General features: G+C 69.5%; 5 protein-coding genes. 2 read left to right on the top strand and 3 right to left on the bottom strand.

The features are described from left to right. Together AC3XYG_RS13450 and AC3XYG_RS13445 are read left to right on the top strand one after the other, a co-directional pair. Positions 1 to 496, top strand: a 496-nt coding sequence (locus tag AC3XYG_RS13450) for a hypothetical protein (RefSeq protein ID WP_489140345.1), incomplete at its 5' end; no start/stop codon positions are given. A gap of 11 nt (positions 497 to 507) precedes the next feature. Next, positions 508 to 1,545, top strand: coding sequence for a nucleotidyltransferase family protein (locus tag AC3XYG_RS13445; RefSeq protein WP_489140344.1), 1,038 nt, complete (start codon positions 508 to 510; stop codon positions 1,543 to 1,545). Positions 1,546 to 1,555: 10 nt separating this feature from the next. Here the strand turns inward: AC3XYG_RS13445 and AC3XYG_RS13440 are convergent, their stop codons facing one another. From AC3XYG_RS13440 to AC3XYG_RS13430, 3 genes are all read right to left on the bottom strand, one after another. Further along, the gene (locus tag AC3XYG_RS13440) at positions 1,556 to 2,179 is read right to left on the bottom strand and encodes a cupin domain-containing protein (RefSeq protein WP_489140343.1); all 624 of its coding nucleotides are present in this window, start codon (positions 2,177 to 2,179) and stop codon (positions 1,556 to 1,558) included. Positions 2,180 to 2,204: 25 nt separating this feature from the next. Continuing rightward, positions 2,205 to 3,848 carry a phytoene desaturase family protein gene (locus tag AC3XYG_RS13435; RefSeq protein WP_489140342.1) on the bottom strand — a complete coding sequence of 548 codons (1,644 nt, stop codon included), beginning with the start codon at positions 3,846 to 3,848 and terminating at the stop codon, positions 2,205 to 2,207. A gap of 25 nt (positions 3,849 to 3,873) precedes the next feature. Continuing rightward, positions 3,874 to 4,938, bottom strand: a 1,065-nt coding sequence (locus tag AC3XYG_RS13430; RefSeq protein WP_489140341.1) for an aromatic ring-hydroxylating oxygenase subunit alpha, incomplete at its 5' end; no start/stop codon positions are given.

The following is a 4,938-nucleotide window of genomic DNA, read 5'->3' as shown; positions in this document are numbered from 1 at the left end:
CGGCGAACCGGGGGCGGGCAAGACCACGCTCACCCTGGCCCTCGTCCATGCCGGGTTCGGCTATGGCGGCGATGATATCGCGTTGCTGATGCCGCAGGGGCAGGTGGCGGGGGTCCCGTTCGCCGCTTCGGTCAAGGCGGGGGCCTGGCCGCTGCTGTCCCGCTTCCGGCCCGACCTGCAGGATCTGCCGATCTTCCGGCGCACCGACGGCCAGGATGTCCGCTATCTCCCGCCCGACGCGCCGGCCACGGACCCGCAGCCGCTCGGCTGGGTGGTGCTACTGCGCCGCCAGCCCGGCGGTCCGGCCCAGCTGACCCATCTCGACCGCATCGATGCGATGCGGGCTGTGCTGGTCGAAGCGACGGCCCCGGGGCAGCGGCTGTCCGCCTCGGCCTTCGGCCTGTTGGCCCACGCCATGGCCGGGGCCGAATGCCATGCCCTGACCTACGCCCGTCTCGACGACGCCGTGAGCGAGTTGCGCCGGGCATGCGTGTGAACGCCAGGCCCGTGGGCGCGTTGATCGCCGCCCTTCGCGGCCTGCCGCTCGGCGTGGCCGACTGGTTTCCGGTGGTCGAGACCGCCAATCGCAGCTGGCTGACGCCGGCGCTGTTCGTCGCCCTGCGCGATGCCGGCCGGCTGGCGGACCTGCCGGACGAGACTCGCGAGTATCTCGCCTTCATCCATGACCGCAACCGGCAGCGCAACCTCCTGCTGCAAAGCCAGCTGGTCGAGGCAGTTGGCGCGCTGAACCGGGCCGGCATCCAGCCGATCCTGCTTAAGGGCGCCGGGATCCTGTTCTCCACGCCCGACGAGGCGCTCGGCGCCCGGATGATGAGCGACCTCGACCTGCTGGTGGAGGAGGCGGAGAGGCCGGCCGCGGACGCCGTCCTCGCCTCGCTCGGTTATCTCAGTGCGGCGGGCCAGCATGGCGTCTGGCGGCCGCAGGATGCCGGGGTGCTGGAGCTGCACGGCACCGGCGGCGGCGGCCTCTATGGCCCGTCGATCCTGGCCGCGGCGCAGTTCGCGGTCATCAGCCACGGCGCCGCCCGGGCCCGGCTGCCGTCACCGACCTTCCGGGCACTGCACCTGATCCTGCACGACCAGATCAAGGAGGGGGATTACTGGCGCGGCAGCGTCGACCTGCGCCACCTCCACGACCTGGCTGGGCTCGCGGCCCTGCCGCAGGGAGTCGACTGGGCGCATCTCGATGCGATCCTGACGGGCCGGCTGCGCCGCAACGCCTTCGAAACCCAGCTGCTGACCCTGCGCGAACTGTTCGGGACGCCGATCCCCGAATCGATCGGCCGGCGCCTCGTGCCCAGGGCCCAGCACTGGCGGCGGATGGTCCAGATGAAGCATCCACGCTTGGCCGCGCCGCTGCGCCTTGCCGGCGCCATGGCCTGGCTCGGCCGGCGCATCGGAACCGACGACCGGCCGCGGTTCACGGTCCTGGACTTCGCGCCGCGCGCAATCCGCAAGCTGCGGCAGGGTCGCCGAAGGGCGGCAGAGGCGCTGATGGGCGTCCATCTCGGGCCCAAGCTCTAGCCGGCATGCCTCAAAAGGTCGGCGGCGTGATCGCCCAGATCACCCGGGTCTCATCGGGACCCGGGTTGCGGTAACGGTGCGGCCGGGTGCTGGCCAGGGCGAAGCTGTCGCCGGCGCCGAGGGTGTAGAACTTCTCGTCGACCCACAGCTCCAGGGCGCCGGACAGGATGAAGCCGGCCTCCTCGCCGTCATGGGTGTAGCTGTCCGGGCTGCCGGCGCCCGGCTGGATGGTGCACAGCAGCAGCTCCAGCTGGCCGTCCAGGTTCGGCACCAGCAGCTCGTCGGTCAGGCCCAGCCGGCCCATCTGCAGCACCTTGCGCCGGCCGGCGCGGACCACGACGCTGTCCTCCTCGTCCCGCGGCTCCTGCATGCGGAAAAACCAGCCGATGGTCACGCCCATGGCGCTGCTGATCAGCTGCAGCTGGCGGATGGTCGGCGTCGACAGCCCGCGCTCGACCTGCGAGAGGTGGCCGACCGACAGGCCGGTGGCGGCGGCCAGCCGGGTCAGGGTCAGGCCGCGCTGCTGCCGCAGCTCGCGGATCTGCGGCCCCAGCGTGTCGACCGGGTCCTCCGCCAGCAGGGCGTCGCCCTCCGCCCCCTGCAGCTCCGGCTCGGAATGTTCGCCTTCGGTCATCGTCCTACCTTCATGCCGCCGGGCCTCACGCCCGCCTGGCCTTGACGTCCCGCAGGATCTCGCGCGCCGCATTGTGGCCGGGGATGCCGGAGACGCCGCCGCCCGGATGCATCGACGACCCGCAGATGTAAAGCCCCCGGAACGGCGTGCGGTAGTCGGCATAGCCTGAGACCGGGCGCTGGAAGAACAGCTGGTCGGTCGACAGCTCGCCGTGGAAGATGTGGCCCTGGGGCAGGGCGACGATGCGTTCGATGTCCGGCGCCACCAGCAGCTGGGCCTCGATCACGTCGCTGGAGAAGCCGGGGGCGTATTCCTCGATCGTGTCGAACACGGTCTTGCGGAACTTGTCCTTCTCCGTCGCCCAGTCGCCACCCTTCAGCGTATAGGGGGCGTGGCCGCCGAACAGGTTGACGACATGCTTGCCCGGCGGCGCCAGGGTGTCGTCGACGATGGTCGGCACCACGGGGGTCAGGAACGGCCGGCTGGAATACCAGCCGTATTTGGCGTCGTCATAGGCCCGTTCGAGGTAGTCGATGTCGGGCGCGATGTGCATGTAGGTGGGATAGCTGAAATTGCCCAGGCCCCCCTCGGCCCGCACCTTGTCCAGGATGCGGTATTGCGGCGGTCGCTCGCAGGCGATGTTCATCTTGAAGGCGGTGGAGAAGCTGCGATAGCCGCGGATCTCGCGCAGCACTTCGGCCGGCAGGTGCGCCTCGCCGATCATGTCGAGATACAGCGTCTTGGCGCTGGCGTTGGAGACGATGACCCGGGCCGAATAGGTGTCGCCCTTGGTCGTGGTCACGGATGTGGCTCGGTCGCCGGTCAGCCGCACCGCCGCGATCTCGGCCTCGGTGACATGGTCGACGCCGATGGTGCGGCCGTAGGAGGCGAGGGCCTGGGTGATGGCGCCCATGCCGCCCTTGATGAAGCCCCAGCCACCGGCGCCCTCATGCTCGCCCATGATGTGGTGCATGATGACGTAGGCCGACCCCGGGGTCTTCGGCCCGGCGAAGGTGCCGATCGAGGCGTAATAGGCCAGGACCGCCATCACCCGGTCGTCCTCGAACCATTCGCGCAGGAAGTCGTAGGCGCTCATGCTCAGCATGTCGGCGATGCGGTACATCTTCCGGCCGATCTTGCGGTGCCGCCACAGCATCGAGGCGCCGTCGCGGAAGCCGCGCCAGTCGCGCTTGGCCGGGTCGACCGGTGTTTCCCACAGCAGCTTGCGCACCACCTGCGCCGCTTCCTGCAGATAGCGGTCGAACTCCGGATAGATCGCGGCGTCCTTCTTCGAGAACTTGGCGAAGCTGGCCTGGGTCTTGGCCATGTCGTCGGAGAACACGATGTAGTCGTCGCCGCCGACCGGCGAGACCATGTCGGAACAGGGCAGCACCTCCAGCCCATGCTTCTTCAACTCGAAGTCGCGGATGATGCGCGGGTGCAGCAGGCTCATCAGGTAGGAGAAGATCGAGGCGCGGAAGCCCGGCGCGATCTCCTCGGTCACCGCGGCGCCGCCCAGCACCTTGCGGCGTTCCAGCACCAGCACCTTCAGGCCGGACCGGGCGAGGTAGTTGGCGCAGACCAGGCCGTTGTGGCCGGCGCCGATGATGATGGCGTCGTAGCGCTTGGCGGTCGTGGAGCTGCCCTGCGGGATCGAGGTCGTGGTCATGGTGCGATCGGTCTTTCCGGAAAGGCTATTCGGCGGCGGCGCGGTGGCGCGGGGCGGGGGTGTCCATGCCGCGGCGGACCATGTCCTGGAAGCCGAGCACGGCGTGCTCGTGCTTCGGCGACAGCGGGCCGCGCTGGTAGATCCCGGCGTTCAGGTTGCGCTGCACCCCGGTGATGATGTCGAGGTCCTCGCTGACGATCTGGGCCGACCAGGCGATCGACTGGCGGTTCTCCTCCGCCTTCCCGGGCGAGACATCGGTGAAGAAGTACCAGTTGATGTGGCGCAGGCGGCCGGGGCCCAGCGGTTCGATCGTGGCGATCGAACTGCCCCAGTCGTAGAGATTCAGCATCAGGAACGGGAAGCGGTAGAAATAGACGCCGCGGGTCAGCCCGCCGTCGCGCTTCGGCGCGTGCAGGTGGAACATGCCGGCATCGCCGTGCACGTCGATGCTGTAGCGGTCCATGTCCAGCGACGCGCACAGGCCGGGATGCATGGTCCGGCAGTGGTAGCATTCCAGGTAGTTCTCGCCATAGGCCTTCCAGTCGACCTCGCAGTCGCGGTTCTTCTCGGCGAACCAGTGCTGCTGTTCCAGCGGATAGTCGGCGGCCAGGGCGTCGATCGGCCCGAGCCATTGGCGCAGGCTTTCGCCCTCGCGCTCGATCCGCAGGAACACCAGGCCGCGCCATTCCTCCGCGGCGATGCCGAACAGACCCCATTCCGCCGGATCGAAGGCGGCGGCCGAGCCGAAATCGGGGTTCCGCTTCAACTGGCCGTCCAGCGTGTAGCTCCAGCTGTGATAGGGGCAGACCACCAGCCGCGGGCACTGGCCCTCCGGCTTGGTCAGCAGCTGGGCGCCGCGGTGGCGGCAGACATTGTGGAAGGCGCGGACCTGCCCGTCCTCGCCGCGGATGGCGAAGACGGGATAGCCGGCGACGGTGCCGGTGACGTAGTCGCCGGGCGCCTGCAGCCGACCCGACCAGGTGAACAGCATCCAGTTGCGGGCGAAGATGCGCGTGCGCTCCTGCTCGTAGCGCTCGGGGTCGCGGTACCAGGCTGCCGGCAGGGTCCAGGTGAAGCCTTCCGGCGCCGT

Source organism: Inquilinus sp. (assembly GCF_057815775.1).
This window is presented reverse-complemented; position numbering and strand designations above follow the sequence as displayed.

What these genes read in the sequence shown, in the direction of transcription:
- AC3XYG_RS13440 (WP_489140343.1), bottom strand. Translation starts at nt 2,179, where the DNA reads ATGACCGAAGGCGAACATTCCGAGCCGGAGCTGCAGGGGGCGGAGGGC.
- AC3XYG_RS13435 (WP_489140342.1), bottom strand. Translation starts at nt 3,848, where the DNA reads ATGACCACGACCTCGATCCCGCAGGGCAGCTCCACGACCGCCAAGCGC.